We start from the raw sequence: 23007 nt of genomic DNA, 5'->3' as shown, positions 1-23007 counted from the left end.
ACAAGGAGACGCGAATGGGGAAACTACGAGAGTTTTACAAGTCTTTTCATCCAATTGTCCACACGTTGTTACTAGGGATCATCCTGGTATCTGTAGCAAGAGGCATGAGTATCCCCTTCCTAGCTATCTATCTCGCCAAAACGACTGATCTGGATCCGGCACAGATTGGATTGATCATAGGGGTCGGTGCGATCGCCGGTACCTTTGGCGGCTTTATCGGAGGCACACTTTCCGATTTTATCGGCCGTAAAAAAGTGTTAATCGGCACGCTCTATGTCTTTGCTCTGGTTTTCTTCGGGTTTGTTTTAACCACGAATGTCCTGTTGATTTTTGTTTTGAACATTTTGCTGAATCTATGCATTTCGTTTTTCGATCCTGTGTCCAAGGCATTGATGGGCGATGTCACTCCACCGGAAAAACGGCTGCGACTATTCTCGTTCCGTTATACTTCGGTGAACATCGGTTTTGCCATTGGTCCGCTTCTCGGTACCGCTTTGTCCACCATCGATGACCGGGTGCCGTTTTTTGTGGGGGCGATTCTTTACCTGCTATACGTCCTCATTCTGCAATTCAGCTTCAAATACTTTGCCTATGAAGATATTCAAACAAAAGCGGAAGAGAAGATAACCATTCGGAGTGCTGTTCATGTCATCCGCCACGATAAGGTGCTGGGATTTTTCATCCTGGGCAGCATCCTGACGATGGCGGTAATGGGCGAGATGTCTGTTACGCTCTCTCAATATTTGAAAAATAGCTTTATCGACGGGGTCCGGTTATTTGCGATCTTGATGAGTATCAATTCAGTAGTCGTTATTTTGTTCCAATATTCGCTGACAAAATGGGCGGAACGGTTTACGCCGTTGATCAACATCGTGATGGGAAGCATTCTTCTGGCCATATCCGAGGCAGGCTTTGCGTATTCCGGCAGCTGGACGTTTTTTATCATATCCATGATCGTTTTCACGCTTGGAGAAATATTGATCGTCCCGTCTGAATACATTATCGTCGACCGCATTACGCCCGAAGGAATGCGTGGCACGTATTACGGAGCGCATACCTTTAACGGATTTGGCAACTTTATCGGCCCGTGGTTTGGCGGAATTCTGCTGGCAGAATACGGCGGCATTGCGATGTTCAACACGTTTGGACTGATTGCATTATTGAGTATTTTCTTCTTTTGGCGTGGACAAAAAATGTATGAAGTCAGAAGGGGCAATTCCGTCACTTCGATGTAAGGCCTGTTGAAAAGAAGCGCATTTCAAACGTCTTCAATAGGAGGTTGTTCCGCCATGCACGATCAAAATGTGGATGTGTCAGTCCACCTGCAATCGGTTGTCCGCCATGGTATTCCGAAAACATCCGGGGAGCTGAAAGTAGCAGCTTTGCACAAACCTGTTCACGTGTATCGGGACCACAGAGGCGTGCCTCATATTGAGGCCCGGACAGCAGCCGATCTGTATCTGGCACAAGGGTTTGTGACTGCTCAAGAACGCATGTGGCAGATGGATATGTCGCGCAGGCTAACAAGCGGGCGGTTGTCGGAAGTAATGGGCTCCTCGACGGTAAACTCGGATAAACTGTATCGCAAGCTTCAACTAAAAAGAGCCGCCGAGGATTCCCTGACCCAGTGTTCGCCAGCGACCAGAAAGATCCTGGACAGTTTTTCCCAGGGCGTGAACGCCTACCTGCGTCAAGCTGTTGAAGAAAACACGCTTCCGCTCGAATGCAATCTGCTGGGGTATCAGCCGGAGTTCTGGACGCCGATTGATACGCTGTTGATCGGCAAGCTGCTGGCAGCGAGCCTGAGCGAAAATATGAAAGCGGAAGTGTATCGCCATCTTTTGCGAAATCAAGTAGGCGATGAGTTGGCCAAACAACTTTGGCCTGTCTATCCAGCTGACGGCTTTATCACGATTTCCAGTCAACACACCGGGGGGAGCACTGTTTCCGAAAAGGAAGCTGATTTGCCCATAAACATTCAGATGGAATTGAGGAGTTTATTGCAATTTTTCACGGGATCAGGCGCCGTTGCCGGTTCGAACGGGTGGGTCGTTTCCGGAAAGCTGACGAAGAGCGGAAAGCCGCTCTTGGCGAACGATCCGCATCTCGGTATGGATACGCCGTCCATCTGGTTTCAAACTCATTTGCATCTGCACACTGAAGAAAAAACGTTGAATGTGATCGGGGTGACACTGCCCGGGGTACCCGGTGTCGTGTTGGGGCACAACGACTCCATCGCCTGGGGGGTAACGAATGCAATCGCGGATACACAGGATTTATACATAGAAAAGTTTAACAGCGACAATCCGCATCAAGTGTACCAGGAGGGCAAGTGGGAGGACGTTACCGTTGTTCGCGAAGTGATAGAGGTAAAAGGTGAGGCAAGCATACCCATGGAAGTGCGAATTACCCGTCACGGCCCTGTTTTGACAGACCACACTCCAGAAGTCTCAAAACGGGAAGAATACGGATTGTCTTTGCGATGGACGGCGTACTCTCCGGGCAGAGAGATCGAGGCGTTTTTGGAGATGAACAGAGCGGAGAACTGGGAGCAATTCAAACAAGGTCTGCAAAAAATCGTCTCTCCGGCACTAAATGTGTTGTTTGCCTCCAATGACGGCACGATCGCATTCAAAACCGTTGGAGCAATACCGATTCGTGCCAAAGGGGACGGACTGGTTCCCGTGCCCGGTTGGACGAATGAATTTGAGTGGAACGGGTTTATCCCTTTTGAGAAGTGTCCCGAAGTGGTAAATCCCGAGGAAGGATTTATCGTCGCGGCTAACAACAAAATCGTCAATGACTCCTATCCGTATCTGATCGCCCATTCATGGGATGCACCGTATCGGGCCAACCGGATTGCCAAGGTCCTTCGCGGCAGCAAAGAGTTTTCATCAGAAGATATGCGTCGTCTTCAAGCGGACCTTTTCAACGAACAAGCGACAACCTTGCTGCCTGCCTTGCTTGCATTGTTCAATCAGGTGCAGCTCACAGACGTGGAGCAGAAAGCGTTGCAATTATTGCAAGAATGGAATTATCAAGACGAGGCCGAGCAGGCAGCCCCCCTTATGTATCACTTGTGGTTCGATCTGTTGCGAAAACGATTGTACGAACCGAAATTGGGACCTGCGCTGTATCAACTCATGGCAGATGGCACCAATGTGACAGACGCCATGCTGCTCGAAGCGGCAGCGGGTCGCGAAAACGACTGGATCAAACAGGCGGGGGGAATCAAAGAACTTGCCATCAGTAGCTTTATCAGCGCTGTGCAGCAAGCGGTTGACTTGCAGGGCGAGAACCCTCAAGCGTGGAGGTGGGGCGAATACCATCGAATCCGCTACACCCACCCGTTGGCAGCTGTCATGAAATCTCTCGGGATTCCGGTAGAGGAACCGGATATTCCCATGGGCGGCAGCAGACAAACCGTGTGTCTGATGGGTTTTGACGGATCGGGAGTCGTGGGATACGGCGCTCCGTGGCGTCAGGTTGTCGATCTGTCCGATCTTGCCGGCAATTCCTTTGATATTGTCGCACCGGGGCAATCGGGCCATGTTTTTAGCTGCTGGTATTCCGATCAGGCAGTCCCCCATGCCGCTGGAGAACTGTGCAAGCAATGGTTCGCACCAGAAGAGTACCGAAAAGGAGACCTGCTGGTCCTTCATCCATAATCGTGAGGAGAGAAGGGCCAGGGTCTGGCTGTGCGATCAATTACCAAATTTTGCATAAAATTATAAAATTTGGAGGTCATCTGCAATGCGGCCATTCATGTCCGAAGAAACGCTTATGTATTCTACCATGGTAGAGATGCTGCAATCGAGAGCAAACGAGCGACCCAACCAGGAGGCTTACCGCTTTTTGCTCGATGGGGAATTGAACGAAGAGAGCATGACTTTCGCAGAATTGGACCGGCGGGCAAGAGTGATTGGAGCCAAGCTGCAGCACATGCAGGCGGGTGGGGAGCGCGTTCTGCTGCTATATCAACCGGGGCTTGAGTATATCGCTGCCTTTTTCGGTTGTCTCTATGCAGGAAGTATAGCTGTACCTGCATACCCCCCGACTTCTCCTCGGCTCATACCGAGGATTCACGCCATTGCTATGGATTGTCAGGCAAAAATCGCACTCACGACTTCAAAACTGGCAACGAATTTCAAAGAGAGCTTTGCCGCGCTCCCGGAAATGAACGGGGTAACGTGGCTGGCTACCGATCAAATAAGCGGAATCAGTGAAAATGATTGGAAGACCCCTGATCTGAACGGGGAATCTCTCGCATTCTTGCAGTATACCTCGGGTTCTACCTCTACTCCCAAAGGAGTGATGGTTCGTCACGGAAACCTGCTGCACAATTTATCTGCGATAAAGGAAAGTTTCGGAATTACCTCGGAGGACCGCGGCGTTATTTGGCTGCCGCCGTATCACGATATGGGACTGATTGGTGGAATTCTTGAGCCGTTATACGCAGGCTTCCACACAACGCTCATATCTCCGTTCGACATGATGCAGCGGCCTCTGCGCTGGCTGCAAGCCATTTCCCGTACGGCCGCTTCTGTAAGCGGCGGTCCCAATTTTGCTTACGAACTATGCGTCAAGAGGATTACAGATGAACAGAAAGCGGAGCTGGACTTGAGCAGTTGGGAAGTGGCCTTTAACGGCGCGGAACCGATTCGCGAAGAGACGATTGAGCGTTTTGCCGAGGCTTTCGCACCTTGCGGATTTAAAAAAGAGGCTTTTTACGCGTGCTACGGATTGGCTGAAGGTACGCTGTTCGTCTCCGGTGGAAAACGGTTAACACTTCCGGCCATCCAAAAGTTCGACAAGGAGGCGCTGACGGACAATCGGGTGCTTGAGCAGCCACCTTCATTTGACTCCGACACCAGTCAGGCACTGGTGGGATGCGGACAATCGGTTTCCGATCAAACCGTGTGCATCGTTCATCCGCAGACGCTCAGAAAGTGCGAGGCTGATGAAATCGGCGAGATATGGGTAGCCGGGCGAAGTGTTGCCGGCGGTTACTGGGGGAATGAAGAGCAGACGGCTGCTACGTTTAACGCATATGTGGCGGACAGCGGAGAAGGGCCTTTCCTCCGTACAGGTGACCTCGGGTTTTTGCAAAACGGCGAGCTGTTCGTAACCGGACGATTGAAGGATTTGATCATTATTCGCGGTCGCAACTACTATCCGCAGGACATCGAATTGTCAGCACAGAAGAGCCATTTTGCCTTGCGACCGGAATGCGCGGCATTTTCCGTCCAAGTAAACGGGGAAGAAAGGCTCGTCATTGTTTCCGAGATCGATCGTCATCACCGACAGGTTGACGTCGAAGAAGTAACCAGCTGCATCCGTCAGGCCGTCGCACAGGATCACGGGGTGCAGGTTTACGCGATCCAGCTTGTCCGTTATGGCAGCATTCCGAAAACATCAAGCGGAAAAATACAGCGCCGCTTATGCCGTGAAATTTACCTCCAAGACCGATTCCATGTCATCGGCAGCCACGTATTGGATGACGAACCATTCGAAGAAACGATAGACCCGACGGTGAATCGCGATGCTTTGTTGGGGATGGGACCGGAAGAACTCCAGACGGAACTGAAAGCGTATCTGGGCAATATCATACCGCGCGTCTTGCAAATCTCGTCCTCCCAATACGATGCCGGTCAGCATTTGAGCACGCTGGGAATGGACTCGGCGCGAGCGATGCAGCTCCAGTATACGATTGAAACAGATCTCGGGATCGTCCTGAATCCGACAGAATTGTTTGAGGTGGAAAGCTCGACCAAACTTTCAAAGCTGTTGGCGGAACGCTTGAATGGACATCACCAAGTGATCGCGAATGCGAGCAAGGGTGAAGAGGAGGAGTATTACGTGCCTCTCTCGCGCGGTCAGCAGGCACTTTGGTTTATGCATAAGCTGGCGCCGCACAGCAGTGCGTACAACATCAGCAAAGCGGTCCGCATAAAGGGACAGATGAATGTTCCCGTACTGATCGAATCGTTCAACGAACTGGTGAGCCGGCATGACGTACTGCGAACAGCGTATCCCGCACTGGAGAACGGACTGCCGCTTGGATACGTGCGCAAAAACATCGAAGCGAACGTGAAAATTGAGGATGCATCCACTTGGGATACGATCACCCTGCATCAACGCATGGAAGAAGAGGCGCACCGACCGTTTGATCTGGAGAAAGGGCCGCTCATGCGCGTGCAGCTCTTTCAAACAGCTCCGGAGGATCACGTTTTGTTGTGGTCGTTCCATCATATTGTGATAGATCTGTGGTCATTTGACCTGTTGTTTTCAGAATGGAGCCAGTTGTATACGAAAAAAGCCGCAGGAGAAAAATCGTACCTCGAGCCGGTATCCGTACGGTTTGCCGATTATGTGCTCTGGCAAGAGAACATGCTTGCTGATCGCGAGGGAGCAGATCAATTCGCGTACTGGGAAAAAAGGCTGTCAGGAGAACTTCCGATCCTGAACATGCCAACCGATCATCCGCGGCCGCTTGTTCAGACGTACAATGGGGCTGCCAAAACCATTCGACTGAATGGGCAAACGACAGTTGCATTGAAGCAGCTCAGCAAAACGTACAAAACTACCTTGTATACGGCGCTGTTGGCCAGCTACGCTGTGCTGTTGCACCGTTACGCTGGTCAGGATGACTTGATCATCGGCTCCCCGATGGCAGCCAGATCCCGGTCGGAGCTGGTAAAACTGGTTGGCTATGTAACGAACCCTGTACCGATCAGAGTTGATTTGTCAGGAAATCCGGACTTTGTCACCTTGTTGAAAAAAGTGCGCGGGATCGTATTAGAGGCGTATGCGCACCAGGATTATCCGTTTGAAGTGCTGGTAGAAAAACTGCAGCAGGAACGGGACGCCAGCCGTTCACCGATCTTCCAGACCGCGTTTGTCATGCAAAATGTGGGCGGCAGTTACAGGAGACTGGCTCCATTGATCGCTGGCGGTCAAAAGGAAGGAATCGAGCTGGGCAACCTTCTTCTGGAACCAGTAGAGCTCAACGAACAGGCAGCTCCATTTGATCTGACGATGACGGTCGTCGAAGTAGGTGATGATCTCTCGATTGAGCTGAAATACAATACCGACCTGTATGAGGAACCAACGATCGATCGTCTGTTAAACAGCTATGCGACGCTGTTGACCGAGATCGCAAATGATCCGACCCAGCAAGTCTCCACGCTTCCGATTCTGTCGGCGGAAGGAAAAACACATCTCCTGGAAATGCACCATCCAGCGGCTGCCTTTCCGAAAGAGCAGTGCATCCATCAATGGTTTGAACGCCAAGCAGCGCTTCATAAAGGAGAAACTGCGGTTGTTTGCGGAGACGAACGGATTACCTACGGTGAATTAAACAGCCGGGCAAACCAATTAGCCCATCATTTGCAACAGGAGGGGATCGGTCCGGATGATCTTGTCGGGATCTCCGTAGAGCGGTCCATCGAGATGATCGTGTGCATTCTCGGTGTGTTAAAAGCTGGCGGAGCATATGTGCCTCTTGATCCGGCCTATCCAAAAGAGCGCTTGGAGTTCATGCTGAAAGATTCGGCAGTCCGTATTTTGCTGACCCAGAAGCGACTGTTATCCGATTTGCCAAAGAGCGATGTAAAGACTTTGTGCGTAGATTCCGATTGGGACGCAATCGCTCAAAACAGCAGCGAAAATCCGGCAAGCGGCACAACACCCGATCACCTGGCCTACGTCATCTATACGTCCGGATCGACCGGGAAGCCAAAAGGCGTGCTGATTCCACATTACCAAGTCATCCGCCTGTTCCAAGCAACAGAACCGTGGTATTCGTTTACGGAGCAGGACGTGTGGACGATGTTCCATTCCTATGCCTTTGATTTCTCCGTTTGGGAAATTTGGGGAGCATTGCTTTACGGCGGACGCCTGGTGATCGTTCCTTATTGGATCAGCCGCTCGCCAGAAGAATTCTATCGATTGCTTGTCAAAGAAAGAGTGACGGTTCTGAACCAAACACCTTCGGCCTTCTCGCAATTGATGAAGGCGGAAGAGACGATCGGCATGTCAGACGATCTCGCTCTGCGCCTGGTGATCTTCGGCGGTGAGGCGCTTGACATTCCGTCGCTTGGTCCCTGGTTTGATCGTCACGGCGACAAACGTCCGCAGTTGGTGAATATGTACGGGATCACGGAAACAACCGTTCACGTCACGTATCGCCCGCTCTCGAAGGCGGACGTGGATAAACAGGCGAGCTTCATCGGGCAGCCGATCCCGGACCTGCGAATCTACATCCTTGATCAGCAGCTTCAGCCTGTGCCGATTGGGGTGGCAGGAGAGATGTTTGTAGGAGGGGCGGGTGTAGCACGGGGGTACCTGAATCGCCCGGAATTGACGAAATCAAGATTTATTGCGAATCCGCACAACGAATCGGAAATCCTGTATCGAACCGGTGATTTGGTTCGTTTCCATGCCAACGGAGACATCGAGTATTTGGGTCGCATCGATCACCAGGTAAAAATCAGGGGATTCCGAATCGAGCTGAATGAAATCGAAGCGGTGATTGCAAAGCATCCCGAGGTACGGGACAATATCGTATTTGCCCGAAATGATTTGCACGGGGAAAAGCATCTGGCAGCGTATGCAGTGGTCGCGCCAGGCAGCTCCCTCGGTTCAGCGGATTTGCGCCGTTTTCTCCAGGAGAGACTTCCCGCTTTTATGGTGCCGTCCTCTTTCTATCTGCTTGATGCACTGCCGATGACAGAGAACGGCAAGGTAGATCGCAAGGCACTGCTTGCTATTTCACCATCAAAACCGGAATCGGAAGCAGTCTATGTGCCGCCTGCCACCGCGGAAGAAGAGATTTTGGTTTCCGTATGGGAAAACATCCTTCACGTACAGAAAATCGGCATCGACGATAACTTCTTTAATCTGGGCGGCGACTCGATCCGCAGCATTGCCATCCTGTCTCAGGCGAGGGAACGCGGGTTGGATTTATCCATACAGGATCTCTTTCAGTATCAAACGATTCGTGAATTGGCTGCAGTTGCGAAACGGGTTCAACAACATGAAGAAAGTACAGGTGGAAAAGAGCCATTCGGACTGATTTCTGCGGAAGACCGCCTGTTGATTCCGCAACAGGTGGAGGACGCTTATCCGCTGAGCATGACACAAGCGGCATTCGTCTATCACAGCGAGATGTCGTCCGATTATCAGGTCTATCTTTCCAGTTATCGCGTACGCTGCCTATTCGACCAAGCCGCTTTGGAAGAGACCCTGCAGCAAATGGTTCAGCGCCATCACATCTTGCGCACGTCATTTGACATCAGCCATTTCAGTCAGCCGCTTCAATTGGTATACAGAGAAGCTGCCATATCTTTGCACGTAGAAGACCTGCGGCACTTGTCCCATGAGCAGCAGCAGGAACACTTGTCTGCCAGACTGGAGCAAGAGCGGAAAACACCGTTTGATTGGCAGAAACCGGGATTATGCCGTTTTTATGTCTGCCGTTATTCTGATGAAGAGTTCCAGTTGGTGCTGATTGAGCCGTTCCTGGACGGTTGGAGCGTCGTGTCCCTGATCACCGAGCTGCTCACCGATTACGCTGCATGGGTTACGAATGGACAGCGACCCGAGAAAGCGCCTTTGCAGAGCTCCTATCGCGATTTTGTGGAGCTGGAGCAGAAGACGCTGCAATCGGAAAAAGCGCGCCGTTTCTGGAACGAAAAGTTGAGTGACTGCGTAATCACACCTTTATACCGTTGGCCTAAATCTGAAGCCAAACAGGACAACAGCAAAGGCCGCATCTGGGTTCCGCTTTCTGCCAAAGTGAGCGAGGGATTAAGAAATCTGGCCAATACCACAGCCATCCCGTTGAAAAATGTCTTGCTCGCCGGGCACCTCAAGGTGTTGAGCATGCTGACAGGACAGACGGACGTGATCTCCGGTTTGATCGCAAACGGGCGTCTGGAGCATACTGACGGCGATAAAGTGCTCGGAATTTTTCTAAACACACTGCCGCTTCGGGCGGAGCTGTCGCCAGGCACCTGGATCGATCTGGTGAAGACGGCGTTTGATTCTGAACGGGAAATACTGCCCTATCGGCGATATCCGCTTGTTCAGCTGCAAAAAGAACACAGCTCGGGTCAGCCGTTGTTTGATGTAGTGTTCAACTACACCCATTTCCATATCGCAGAGAGCTTGCACAGCGTGCCAAATGTTGAAATCATCAATGCCGCGCAGTCCGATTACACCTATGTTCCGCTGACAGCGCAATTTACGGTAGACATCAACACGTCACAGGTTTTGTTCGCGCTTGATTTTGAAACGGATGAATTAACCGAAGATCAGGTGGAAACAATCGGACGCTATTATCAAAACGTCCTGGAGGCAATGGCGGAGAATCCGTTAGGCCGTCACGAGATACAATCCTTCCTGACAAAAGAAGAGACGGATAAGCTGTTGGTCGAATGGAACAGCAGGCGTGCGGACTACCCGGTGGACCAACTCTTTCATGCGCTTTTTGCAAAACAGGCAGGAAAGACGCCAGAGAAGCCCGCTGTTGTTTTCGACGGCAAGGAATTGTCTTACGCGGAATTGGAGCGGAAATCCAATCAACTCGCTCGCTTTTTGCAAGCCCGCGGAGTCGAACGTGACGTCTTTGTCGGTTACTTTGGGGAACGCAACCTGGAGTGGGTGATCTCGATCATGGCAATATGGAAGGCCGGTGGCATTTATGTTCCGCTCGATCCTGCCTATCCGAAAGAACGCTTGACGCACATGATCGAAGATGCAGATTTGAAGGTACTGCTTACGTACGATCGCTTGCTTGGCGTGTTTCCAGAGAAGAACAACATTTCCCTATGCTTGGACAGAGACTGGGAGACAATCGCACAAGAGAGCAGCGAGCCGGTAAGCGCGAACGTGAAGCCGGAAGATGTCGCCTACGTCATTTACACATCAGGTTCTACCGGAAAACCAAAAGGCGCGATGGTAGAACACCGAGGAATGGTAAACCATCTCTATGCAAAAATCGATGACCTGGGCATGACAGAGGCGGATCGTGTAGCGCAAAACTCGTCCCAGTGCGTCGACATCTCCGTGTGGCAGTTGTTTGCCGTGATGTTGACCGGAGGCCGTGTTGTGATTTTGAAAGACGAAGTTGCCTTTGACCCGTCACGACAGCTCGATGCAATGGCACACCTCCAATTGACGATTGTTGAAACGGTCCCTTCATTGCTGCGGGCGATGCTGGAAGAGATCGCGTTGCGCGATTTTAAACAACCTGATTTGTCTTCGCTTCGCTGGATGATTCCAAACGGCGAGGTGTTGCCGCCTGAATTGTGCAAAAGATGGCTTGGTTACTACCCGAATGCCTATCTCATCAATGCATACGGACCTACGGAGTGTTCCGATGATGTGTTGCATCACTTTATCAAAGAACCTCCGGGAGAAGAGGTGGCGACAATTCCGATCGGCCGACCCATCGCCAATATGCAGATGTACGTCCTGGATAAAAATAGGCAGCCGGTACCAATTGGGGTAGCTGGAGAGCTGTACATCGGTGGAATTGGGGTGGGGAGGGGCTATCTGAATGCTCCCGAGAAAAACGCCCAGACGTTCCTGGAAAATCCGTTTACGCAGGACGACAACCCTCGACTGTATAAAACTGGTGACCTCGTTCGTTACCGTCCGGATCGTTCTTTGGAGTTTCTGGGACGGATCGACTATCAAGTGAAAATACGCGGTTTCCGTATTGAACTCGGAGAGATAGAGACACTGCTCGGCAAACATCCGGCAATCGAGCATGTAACCGTGGTTGCACGTGAAGACGAACGAGGCGAGAAGCAATTGGTTGCCTATTTCGTTGCCGCAGCGGGCATGAAACCGACGAAAGCGGAGCTGCGCGATTTCCTCTCGCAAGAAATTCCGGAATATATGATCCCGTCGTCGTTTATGCAGCTCGAAGAGTTCCCGCTGACGCTCAATGGAAAAATTGACCGGAAAGCGCTGCCGTCCCCTCTGACAGATGTCGAGGAAGAGCAATTTGTCGCACCGCGTTCAGAACTGGAACAACAGCTTGCTTCGATTTGGGGAGAGGTGCTGGGATATAAGCGAGTGGGTATCCGTGATCACTTCTTTGAGCACGGTGGCCATTCCTTGTTGGCCACACAGTTAATTTCCCGGATTCGCAAAGCGTTTCAGATTGAATTGCCACTCCGGGCATTGTTTGAAGCTCCGACTGTAGAGCAACTGGCCGAGCTGGTTCAACAGGCGCTGGCTCCTCAGAGCGTTCAAACCGAGCTGGCTGATTTGCTTAAGCAGATCGAAAATCTATCAGATGAAGAAGCAGAGGCTTTGTTGAGCCAGTTGAAAGAAAAGTAAATCCATTGCATATGCGATGCCGGAGGTGCCAGGATGCGTTTGGAATCAAAAGGCAATGATCGCTTGGCTGAACTATCCCCAGCTAAACGAGCTCTACTCGAAAAAATGTTGGAAAGCAAACGACGTGAAAATTCTGCGGGCGAACGAATTCCTGTTCGCCCGCAGGAAAACGCCATTCCGCTATCATTTGCCCAGCAGCGGCTGTGGTTTCTGGATCAATATGAACCGGAAAGTCCAGTCTATAATCTTTGCTACGCGATCCGTCTGACAGGCAACCTTTGGATACCGATTCTGGAGCGATGCTTTCAGGAGATTCTTGATCGTCATGAGGTATTGCGGACGACTTATTCCGTTGTGGATGGAGAGCCGATACAGGTGATCAATCCGCCTGTTCCGGTGAAGATACCGGTGAAATCCCTTGGAGCCTTGTCCGAACAGGAAAAAGAAGCAGAAGTACAGCGGCTGGCTCGGGAGGAAGCGCAAAAGTGCTTTCACCTGACGGAAGATTCCATGCTGCGAACGACCCTTCTGCGCCTTCATGAGACGGAGCACATTCTGCTTGTTACCATTCATCATATCGCTGCAGACGGGTGGTCTCTGGGTGTTCTCGTTCATGAGATGATGCAGCTCTACACTGCCTTTTATCATGAGCAGGCTTCACCTTTAACACCTTTGCCGATTCAATATGCCGACTTCGCCCATTGGCAACGGGAGTGGGCAAACAGGCAGGAATTTCAAAGACAACTGGATTTCTGGAAACAAAAACTGTCGGGAAGCTTGCCCGTTTTGCAACTTCCGACAGACAGACCACGCCCGACCATACAGACGTTTCGAGGTGCTGTTGAACGCTTTTCCCTGTCGCACGAGCTTGCCCACTCTCTCCGGGATATAAGCGCGCAGTCGGGGACGACGTTGTTTATGACATTGCTCGCGGCGTTTAAGACTTTGTTATTCCGCTATACGCAACAGGACGACATCCTGGTCGGCACTCCGATCGCCAATCGAAACAGGAGTGACATCGAAGGATTGATCGGCTTTTTTGTAAACACGCTTGTCATGCGGAGTCAACCGTCCGGAACAGCAACCTTTCGCGAATACCTTGCCCAGATACGCGACGTCGCTCTGGAAGCGTATGCCCATCAGGACGTGCCGTTTGAGAAGCTGGTAGCGGACATTTTACCCAGCCGCCTTTTGAGTCATTCTCCCTTGTTTCAAGTGATGTTCATCTTGCAAAACGCGCCGATGTCCGAGATGAAGCTGCCCGAGCTTGACGTGGAACACTTCATTCTGGATAGCGGAACGACGAAGTTCGATTTGACTTTTTCCTTTACAGAAACAGCAAACGGATTGAACGGATCAGTTGAATACAATGTCGACTTGTTTGAAAAGAAGACCATTGAGCGAATGATCCGTCATTTTGAAACACTGCTGATGAGTATCGCAAGCAACCCGGAGCAAACGTTATCCCAGTTGGGCATCCTGCCGGATTCAGAGCGGCGAACAGTGCTGGAGGAGTGGAATCGGACAGAGAACCGAGAGCTACAAGATCCGGGGTGCACCCATGAAATGGTTGAGCGGCAGGCGGTGAAAACGCCAGATGCGATTGCCGTGGAGGACGAAACGAGACAGCTTACCTACGACGAGGTGAACCGGCGTGCCAATCAACTGGCCCATTACCTGCAAAAGTCGGGTGTTCGGCCGGATTCACTCGTAGGGATATGCTTGAATCGCTCAGTCGATACGGTTGTGGCCGTGCTTGCGGTGCTGAAGGCCGGGGGAGCCTATGTCCCGATCGACCCTGCCTATCCCGCTGACCGAATTGCCTACATGCTGGAAGACAGCCGGGTGTCTATCCTCATCTCGCAACACAGAATTGCGCATGAGCTGCCGGCCTATGACGGCCAATGCGTTCTCATCGATACGGACTGGGCAGCAATCGCACAACAGAGTGATTCCAATCCGCACTGCTTGGTGAAGCCTGAAAACCTGGCTTATGTGATTTACACATCGGGTTCGACCGGCAAGCCAAAAGGTGTGATGATGGCACATAAACCGCTCGTCAACCTGTTGTTGTGGCAGATGAAATCGTTCCAAGACCCGAAGCCGGCCAGAACGCTGCAGTTTGCTCCCCTCAGTTTTGACGTCTCTTTTCAGGAAATCTTCTCAACGTTATGCTCGGGCGGCACCCTTCTGATGTCGGAAGAAGTGCGGCAGGATCCGGTAAAGCTGTTGAAGTTTTTATCCGGGCAGAAAGTGGAGCGGCTGTTTCTTCCCTTTGTCGCACTGCAACAACTGGCAGAGTCGGCCAATGTCCGAGAGACGGTACCTGAGCGGCTCCGCGAAATCATCACCGCTGGCGAGCAATTGCAAATCACCCGGCATATTAGCGGCTGGCTTGGAAAAATGAAAGGGTGCCGTTTGTACAACCACTACGGACCATCGGAAAGCCATGTGGTAACCAGCTACACCTTGCAGGGAGAACCGGAGGAGTGGCCTGTCCTGCCGCCAATTGGACGGCCGATTGACAACGTACAAATTTACCTGCTCGACCAGCATCTGCAGCCTGTGCCGATTGGCGTGCAGGGAGAGCTGTATATCGGTGGCACGGCACTCGCCCGTGGCTATTTGAACAGACCCGATCTAACCCTTGAAAAATTTGTTCCACACCCGTTTTCTACCGATCAGACGGAGCGCTTGTATCGCACAGGCGATGTAGCCCGCTTTTTGCCGGATGGGACGATTGAGTATATCGGCCGGATCGATCACCAGGTAAAGGTGCGCGGCTTCCGAATTGAGCTGGGAGAAATTGAAGCAACGCTTGGACAGCATCCGCAGATCAGGGAGACAGCCGTGGTTGTACGAGAGGATGTTCCAGGCGACAGGCGTCTGGTCGCTTATGTCGTGACCGAAGCAGGTGCTTCCTATTCCACCAAGGAACTTCGCGGATTTCTGCAAAAGCGGCTGCCGGAATACATGATTCCCGGCACTTATGTGCAGTTGGAGGCTCTTCCACTGTCGCCAAACGGAAAGATCGACCGGCGTGCACTGCCTGTTCCTGATTACGCAAATAGAAGCATGGAGCGAGAGTACGTACCCCCTTCGACACCGGAAGAAGCATGCGTGGCCAAGATCTGGAGCGAAGTGCTGCGTACAGAGCCGATCGGTCTTGGCGATAACTTTTTTGAATTGGGCGGTCACTCGCTGCTCGCCACACAAGTGATCTCAAGACTAAACCATGCATTCCGGATGGAAATTCCGCTGAAGACATTGTTTGAAGCTCCTACCGTCCGCGCCTTGGCTGAGTCCATTGCCCACGTCCGGCAAAAACGGCAGGAAAATGATGCACCCCCGATCCAGCCGGCGCCGCGTGAACAGGAAATGCCGCTTTCGTTTGCCCAGGAGAGGCTATGGTTTTTTGAGCAGTTTGAGCCGGGGACGGCCACGTACAACATTCCGGGAGCAATTCGCTTGGTTGGTGTGCTCGATGTTCATGCATTGGAGCGCAGCTTTGCAGAAATCGTGCGCAGACATGAATCACTTCGTACCGTTTTTTCGGCATCAAATGGCAGACCGATTCAAACCGTCCTCCGGGAAATGAAAATTCCATCGGTGACAGTCGACTTGCAACAGCTTCCGGCCGACCGTCGGGAGAGTGCCTTGCGTGAGCTGATCAAAACAGAAGCGGCGCTGCCATTTGACATCACGCAGGGGCCACTGCTTCGTACCACTCTTGCAAAGCTGGGGGAGACCGAGCACGTTCTGTTGATCACCATGCATCACATCATTTCCGACGGGTGGTCGCTCGGTGTATTCATTCGTGAAATGGCGGTACTCTATGACGCGTTTTGCAATCAGGCCTCTTCACCGCTGCCGGACCTCGATCTGCACTACGCCGATTTTGCCTATTGGCAGCGGCAGTATCTGCAGGGAGAAGAATTGGAAAAACAACTTGCCTATTGGAAAGGAGTCTTCCAACAGGAGCCTCCCGTCCTGCAGCTTCCGACCGACCGGCCTCGCCCGGCATCGCAAACATTTAACGGAGACGCCCAGCGCTTCGTTTTGGGAAAACAACTGACCGATGCACTCAAGACACTGACTGTCCAGTCCGGAGCGACCTTGTACATGACCCTTCTTGCCGGTTTTAAAACGTTGCTGCACCGCTACAGCGGGCAGGAAGACATTGCAGTGGGTTCTCCGATCGCAAACCGGAATCGGAGCGAGTTGGAAGGGATGATTGGTTTTTTTGTCAATACACTGGTGATTCGCAGTCAGCCAAACAGTGTGATATCGTTCCGTGAATACCTGGACCAGGTGCGTGAGGCAGCCGTCGGTGCTTTCGCCCACCAGGACCTCCCGTTCGAGCGGTTGGTAGCGGAGCTCGTACCGCAACGAAACAGGAGTGCCTCCCCGCTGTTTCAGGTGCTGTTCGTATTGCAAAATACGCTTGCATCAGACTTGGCATTGCCGGGACTGACAATGGAGCAACTAGATGCTGAAAGCGGAACTGCAAAATTTGACCTGACCCTCTCCATGCGGGAATCAGGTGATGAACTGATCGGCTATCTCGAATACAACACTGACCTGTTCAACCCAGATACAATTGCTCGCTTGATTGGACATTTTGAAACGCTGCTCGGGTCTATTGTCCAAAATCCGGACTACAAGCTTCACGAGCTGCCGCTGCTTACAGACAAGGAACGCCACCAATTGTTAATGGAGTGGAATCAGACACAGACGGACTATCCATCTCTTAGTTCGATCCAGCAGGTATTTGCCGAGCAGGTTGCCAAGGCTCCTGACGCAATCGCACTTGTCTGTCAAACAGAACAAGTAACTTATGATGAGATAAACCGCCGTGCCAATCAACTCGCCCGCCACCTCGTGAAGCTGGGTGTCACAAGGGGAGAGTTGGTCGCGGTCTGCATGGATCGTTCCATCGATCTGATCGTCGCATTTTTGGCTATTCTCAAAGCGGGAGCAGCTTTCTTGCCGCTAGACCCTACTTATCCGAAAGAACGCCTGGCCTACATGCTGGAGGACGCACGCGCATCCGTTTTGATCACGGGTGGGAAAAGGGAGGATGTTCTGCCTTGGCAGCATCTTCGCGTGATTGACCTTGATCGAGACAGGCAGCAGATTGCCAGCGAAAGAGAGGGAGACATCGATACCGGCACAACTGCTGACGATCTAGCCTACGTCATGTATACGTCGGGCTCTACGGGCAAACCGAAAGGAGTTTGCATCCCTCATCGCGGAGTCATTCGCTTGGTGAAGGGGAACGGCTATGCCTCTTTTTCGCCGGAAGAAGTCTTTCTGCAATTTTCTCCCGTTTCATTTGATGCGTCCACGTTTGAAATCTGGGGCAGTCTCTTGAACGGCGCCCGCCTGGTCCTGTACCCAGGCAGCAAAGCGTCTCTGGAGGAATTAGGAAAAACGCTGCGGGAGCATCGGGTTACGACCTTATGGCTGACGGCGGGGCTGTTTCACCAGATGGTTGACCAGCGTCTGGATGATCTCATCCATGTAAAACAACTGTTGGCCGGAGGAGACGTCTTGTCCGTCTCTCACGTGAAAAAGGTACTGGAACACCTGCCCGGCATTAAGCTGATCAATGGATATGGACCTACGGAAAACACGACGTTTACCTGCTGCTATCCAGTGACAGACGGGAGTTTGGTTCAAGGATCGGTTTCGATTGGAAGGCCGATCGCCAATACGCGCGTATACATTTTGGATTCGTATCTTCAGCCGGTTCCGGTGGGAGTAACAGGCGAGCTCTACATCGGCGGAGACGGCTTGGCCAAAGGGTACCTCAATCAACCGGAGCTTACCTCAGAGCGATTTGTTTCCCATTCGTTCGATGCAAATATGGATACCCGTTTATACAAAACGGGCGATCTTGCTTGCTATCGCCCGGACGGAAACATCGAATTTCTCGGGCGGGCAGACCAGCAAGTGAAAATTCGGGGGTTCCGAATTGAATTGGGAGAAATAGAAGCTGTCTTGGATCAACACCCCGCTGTGCAGGAGAGTGTCGTCCAGGTATGGCAGGGAGAGAATGCCGATAAGCGACTGGTGGCTTATTTGGCTATTCCGCAAGAACCAAAGCCGGGCGTTGGCGAACTGCGTGCCTATCTCCAGAGCAGAGTGCCTGAACATATGATTCCTTCCTTGTTTGTTCTACTGGACGCTTTTCCGCTAACGTCAAACGGCAAAGTGGACAGAAAATCACTGCCGGCCCCTGATGAATCACAATTCGCACGGGATCGGGAATGGGTTGGTCCGCGTACACCTGCCGAACAGTCCCTGGCGGAGATTTGGTCGGAAGTGCTGGGCGTCCAACGAATAGGGGTTCATGACAATTTCTTTGAAATCGGCGGCCACTCCCTTTTGGCGACGCAAGTCATTTCGCGGATATCCTCCCATTTTGGGGTTGAGGTCTCTCTGCGAACGTTTTTTGAACAACCCATCATCGAACATCTCGCTGCCCTTGTCGATAACCGTGATCGTTCAGATCGACGGATTCCACTGAGGCCGCTGCACTCACCCGCAAGGGAACTGGCCCCGCTTTCCTTTACCCAGGAGAGGGTATGGTTTTTTGAACAGATGGAACCGGGAACCGGCGTTTATCACATTCCAGGGGCGATTCGGCTGAGTGGGCAGCTTGACATTTTTGCATTGCAACGGGCCTTTGGGGAAATTGTTCAACGTCATGAAGCGCTGCGGACGACATTTGTCGAGGCAGATGGTCACCCGATGCAGAAGATTCATCCCACGATGAATATTTCTGTACCATTTTCCGATTTGCGAAACCTTCCGGAGGAGTTGCGAAATAGGGAAGTGGAGCGGCTGGCCAGTGAGGAAGCGGAACGTCCATTTGACCTGGCTGCCGGGCCGCTGGCACGGTTTCGACTGCTCCAGCTAGAGGATCGGGAATACGTGCTGTTGTTTGCCTTGCACCATATCATTTCCGACGGCTGGTCCATCGACATCCTTTTCCGTGAATTCGGTGCACTGTACGAATCTTGCGTAACGCGCAAAAAACATGCTCTTCCCGAGATGACGATGCAATACGCCGATTATTCCGAATGGCAGCGGGATTGGCTGCAAAGCGAAGAACGCAAACGGCAGCTCCACTACTGGAAAGGCAAGCTGGGCGGGCATCTTCCGGTCCTGCAGCTCCCGACAGATCGGCCGCGGCCGGCGGTGCAGACGTTCCGGGGGGCATCTGAATCATTTACATTGTCAAAAGAGTTCACGGATACACTCAGTGCGATCAGCCAACGGGAAGGTGCGACTCTGTTCATGACACTGTTGGCGGCATTCAAGACGCTGCTCTATCGTTACTCGGGCCAGCATGACATCCTGGTAGGGACGCCAATTGCCAACAGGATGAATCGCGATTGCGAGAGTGTTATCGGATTTTTTGCCAATACGCTTGTATTGCGATCGGATTTGTCCCATGAATTGTCCTTCACACAGTTGCTGGCCCAAGTCAAACAAACGTCCATCGATGCCTACGCCAATCAAGAATTGCCGTTTGAGAAACTGGTGGAGGAGCTCCAACCGGAGCGTACTTTGAGCCACTCGCCTCTGTTCCAGGTGATGTTTGTGCTGCAGAACACGCCGAAGACGGATGTCGTCCTGCCAAACCTTGCGTTTGTTCCTGTTCAGGCGGAGACGCGGGTCAGCAAGTTTGACATCACCTTGTTCATGGAACAGACGGATCAAGGGTTGACCGGCAGCTTCGAATACAATACCGATCTCTTTGACGCAAGCACGATTCAACGCATGATTGGCCACTACCAAACACTGTTGGAAGGCATTGCTATGGAACCTGGCTGCCAGATTTCCAAATTGCCGCTTTTGACCGCGACAGAGCGTCATCAGCTGTTGGTTGAGTGGAACGATACAAAGGCGGAGTATCCGGAAGACATGTGTTTTCACCAGCTGTTTGAAGAACAGGTGGAAAAGACGCCCGACGAGGTAGCAGTCGTCTGCGGAGATGTGCGGTGGACGTACAGGGAATTGAATCGGCGGGCCAATATGCTAGCCCGCTATTTGCAAAAAAACGGTGTTGGACCGGAGCAGCTCGTTGGGATCTGCCTGGAACGCTCCGCGGAGCTGGTCTTGGCCATCCTTGGCATTCACAAGGCGGGAGGCGCCTATGTACCGATTGATCCGGGGTATCCGAAGGAGAGAATCTCGTTTATCGTGAGCGATGCGAAACCGTCGCTGTTGTTGACACAAGAGCGGTTGTGCAGCGTTCTGGAGCCGGGAGAAACAACCGTGATCAATCTGGATGCGGATTGGGACATCGTGCAGCAAGAGAGCGACAGCAACCCGGTTTGCATCGCAACGCCGGAAAATCTGGCCTATGTAATTTATACTTCGGGTTCAACGGGAACGCCGAAGGGAGCCCTAATCATTCATCGGGGACTGGTCAATTATTTGCACTGGTGCAAAAAGGCATATCCGGCAGAAGAGGGCACGGGTGCTCCTGTTCACTCGTCCGTTGCCTTCGATTTGACCATCACGAGCATGTTTGTGCCACTGATCGCGGGAAGAACCGTGATGATGCTCCCCGAGACGGCGGGAGTTGAGGGATTAGGGAATCTCCTGAAGGAATCGGAAAACTTCAGTTTGGTGAAAATCACACCGGCTCATATTCAGCTCCTCAATCAACAGCTATCGCCTGACCATGTAAAAACATGCACCAGATCGCTCGTCATCGGGGGAGAGAACTTATTGGCAGAGACAGTTGCCTTGTGGCGCAGGCATGCCCCGGGGACCGCACTGTTTAACGAATACGGTCCGACAGAAACCGTAGTAGGTTGTATCGTTTATCAAATACCGGAGAATATGGCGGCTACCGAATCGGTTCCGATCGGTCGTCCGATCGACAACATGCGCGTGTATTTGTTGGATTCAAACATGCAGCCCGTACCCATTGGCGTTCCAGGAGAAATTTATATCGGTGGAGCGGGCGTGGCACGTGGGTACCTCAATCGCCCCGAGTTGACGGCTGAGCGATTCATCGAGGACCCGTTCTACCCAGAACAAGGTTCGCGTCTTTACAAGACAGGGGACTTGGCTCGCTATCTGCCGGATGGCACTCTGGAATATTTGGGGCGTACGGACCACCAGGTGAAAGTGCGCGGATATCGGATAGAACTCGGAGAAATTGAAGGGGTGCTGAGTCAGCATCCCGCTGTAAAAGACAACGTCATTGCCGTGATGGCTGACGGCAGCGGAGAGAAAAGCTTGGTTGCCTACGTGGTGATGAACCCGGACACCCGATCTGCCCATGTGGAACTGCGGGCGTATTTACAGGAAAAACTGCCTGTGTACATGGTTCCCTCCCATTTTGTCACGCTGGATGAATTGCCATTGACGAGCAACGGAAAAGTTGATCGGAATGCCTTGCCTTTACCGGAAAGAAGCGGGACGGAGCTGGAGAGCAGCTACATGGCTCCACGAAATCCGGTGGAAGCAAAACTGGTCACGATCTGGGAAGAGCTGCTGTCGGTAAGCCCGATTGGCGTGTACGACAACTTCTTCCGCCTGGGAGGCCATTCGTTATTGGCGGTCAGGTTGTTTGCGCGAATAAAGGAGGAGTTCCATCAGAACGTCCCGTTGTCCGTTCTTTTTAAAGATCCTACGATCGCCCACCTGGCGCAAATGATCAGCCAGTCAAAAACAGAAATAGGCCATTCTTCGCTTGTTACCATACAGCCCAACGGTTCGCATCTGCCTTTCTTCTGCGTCCATCCGATTGGCGGAGGTGTCTTCTGCTATCAGCGTTTATCCGGTTTGCTAGGCAGTGAACAGCCGTTTTACGGATTACAGTCCAGGGGCCTTGCAGATGATCAGGAGCCGTTAAGCAGTGTGGAAGAGATGGCGATCCATTATCTGGAACAGATTCGATCGGTTCAAAAAAGCGGGCCGTACGTTCTCGCAGGCTGGTCATTTGGAGGAATTGTTGCGTATGAGATGGCGTATCAACTGCGGGAGGCGGGAGAACAAATCGCTGCCTTGATCTTGATGGACAGCTTTGCCCAAGCATACCGCAAAGACGCTGTACATGATCAGGTTACCGTGCTTGCAATGTTTGTCCAAGATTTGCTGGGCATAACAGCAAAAGAGATCCCCGGCTGGTTCCAATCGTTGCGCGATATTCCGATAGAACAGGCGATCCATACGTTGATGAACACCCTGATTGAACAGGAACTGCTGGGACAAAGCACATCATTTGAAGAGTTCGCGAGACTTTTTCGAGTATTCCAAGCCAACTGGACGGCCTACCGCCACTACGTGCCGAAGTCTTCCGGGCAGCCTATCATTCTCTTTACATCAGGCGACCGGGATGAGGGAGTCACCGGTATTTACAGCAGCCCGTCGAACGGGTGGGAAGAGGTGACAAACGGTGAAATAGAGATTCACGAACTCCCCGGCAATCATTTCACCATCCTGCAATCGCCCGGCGTTGAACAGATTGCCCAATCCATTGCAACTACAATGCGGAGAATCCATGATCGGAACTGGCTGCCAATGAACAGGTGATCGCCGTTGTCCATTCTTTCCCTCGTCGGGAGGAGGTAAGTGCACGATGAAGCAAGATCTTTCAGAAGAGATGACGTCCACCGGAAGAAT

General features: G+C 52.1%; 4 protein-coding genes. All 4 read left to right on the top strand.

Annotated features, from left to right (window positions below):
• The first annotated feature begins 14 nt into the window (after positions 1 to 14).
• The 4 genes from NST96_RS21280 (at position 15) to NST96_RS21265 (ending at position 22917) form a co-directional block, all read left to right on the top strand.
• Positions 15 to 1235 carry an MFS transporter gene (locus NST96_RS21280; RefSeq protein ID WP_024983404.1) on the top strand — a complete coding sequence of 407 codons (1221 nt, stop codon included), beginning with the start codon at positions 15 to 17 and terminating at the stop codon, positions 1233 to 1235.
• Positions 1236 to 1289: 54 nt separating this feature from the next.
• Positions 1290 to 3668 carry a penicillin acylase family protein gene (locus NST96_RS21275; RefSeq protein ID WP_051925353.1) on the top strand — a complete coding sequence of 793 codons (2379 nt, stop codon included), beginning with the start codon at positions 1290 to 1292 and terminating at the stop codon, positions 3666 to 3668.
• An 85-nt stretch (positions 3669 to 3753) separates the two neighbouring features.
• Positions 3754 to 12354 (top strand): amino acid adenylation domain-containing protein, encoded by an 8601-nt coding sequence (locus tag NST96_RS21270; RefSeq protein WP_342404506.1) that lies wholly within the window; start codon positions 3754 to 3756, stop codon positions 12352 to 12354.
• A 33-nt stretch (positions 12355 to 12387) separates the two neighbouring features.
• Entirely contained in the window at positions 12388 to 22917 is a 10530-nt protein-coding gene (locus NST96_RS21265) for an amino acid adenylation domain-containing protein (RefSeq protein WP_342404505.1), read from the top strand.
• Positions 22918 to 23007 lie beyond the last annotated feature (90 nt).

It is taken from the genome of Brevibacillus sp. FSL K6-2834 (assembly GCF_038592925.1).
Taxonomy (GTDB): Bacteria; Bacillota; Bacilli; order Brevibacillales; family Brevibacillaceae; genus Brevibacillus; species Brevibacillus borstelensis.
Note: the sequence above shows the minus strand (reverse complement) of the source record. Positions and strands in the feature narration are given on the sequence as shown.

Excerpts from the sequence above, each read along its gene's own strand:
- NST96_RS21280 (WP_024983404.1), top strand. The coding sequence starts at position 15 with ATGGGGAAACTACGAGAGTTTTACAAGTCTTTTCATCCAATTGTCCAC.
- NST96_RS21275 (WP_051925353.1), top strand. The coding sequence starts at position 1,290 with ATGCACGATCAAAATGTGGATGTGTCAGTCCACCTGCAATCGGTTGTC.
- NST96_RS21270 (WP_342404506.1), top strand. The coding sequence starts at position 3,754 with ATGCGGCCATTCATGTCCGAAGAAACGCTTATGTATTCTACCATGGTA.
- NST96_RS21265 (WP_342404505.1), top strand. The coding sequence starts at position 12,388 with ATGCGTTTGGAATCAAAAGGCAATGATCGCTTGGCTGAACTATCCCCA.